Annotated in this window: 1 protein-coding gene; it reads right to left on the bottom strand. The window is 52.5% G+C overall.

Going from position 1 to position 265, the window contains the following annotated elements; all coding sequences use genetic code 11:
• The coding region (locus tag FGF66_RS12775) for a hypothetical protein (protein WP_170181385.1) at nt 1-265 on the bottom strand (265 nt) is incomplete at both ends.

The following is a 265-nucleotide window of genomic DNA, read 5'->3' as shown; positions in this document are numbered from 1 at the left end:
ATCATGTTCCTTTTGAGTGTCAACCGGTATTCCGTCATCATTTTCGGCTGGTCAGTTTCGACATGTACGAGTCCGTATGTTTTTTGCATCAGCCCGGCCAGGAATGCTGCGGCATCCCGCCGGATCTCTTCATTGTTGCCCTGGACCAGGATTTCTATCGGACTGCCGCTTTCCTGCCCATGCCTTGATTTACTGAATTCCAGCTTCTCGAACCCCGGTACACCGGTCATTGCCTGTTGCCACGCAGCGATAAGCTCATCTGCAG

This window comes from Chlorobaculum thiosulfatiphilum (genome assembly GCF_006265165.1).
GTDB lineage: Bacteria > Bacteroidota > Chlorobiia > Chlorobiales > Chlorobiaceae > Chlorobaculum > Chlorobaculum thiosulfatiphilum.
This window is presented reverse-complemented; position numbering and strand designations above follow the sequence as displayed.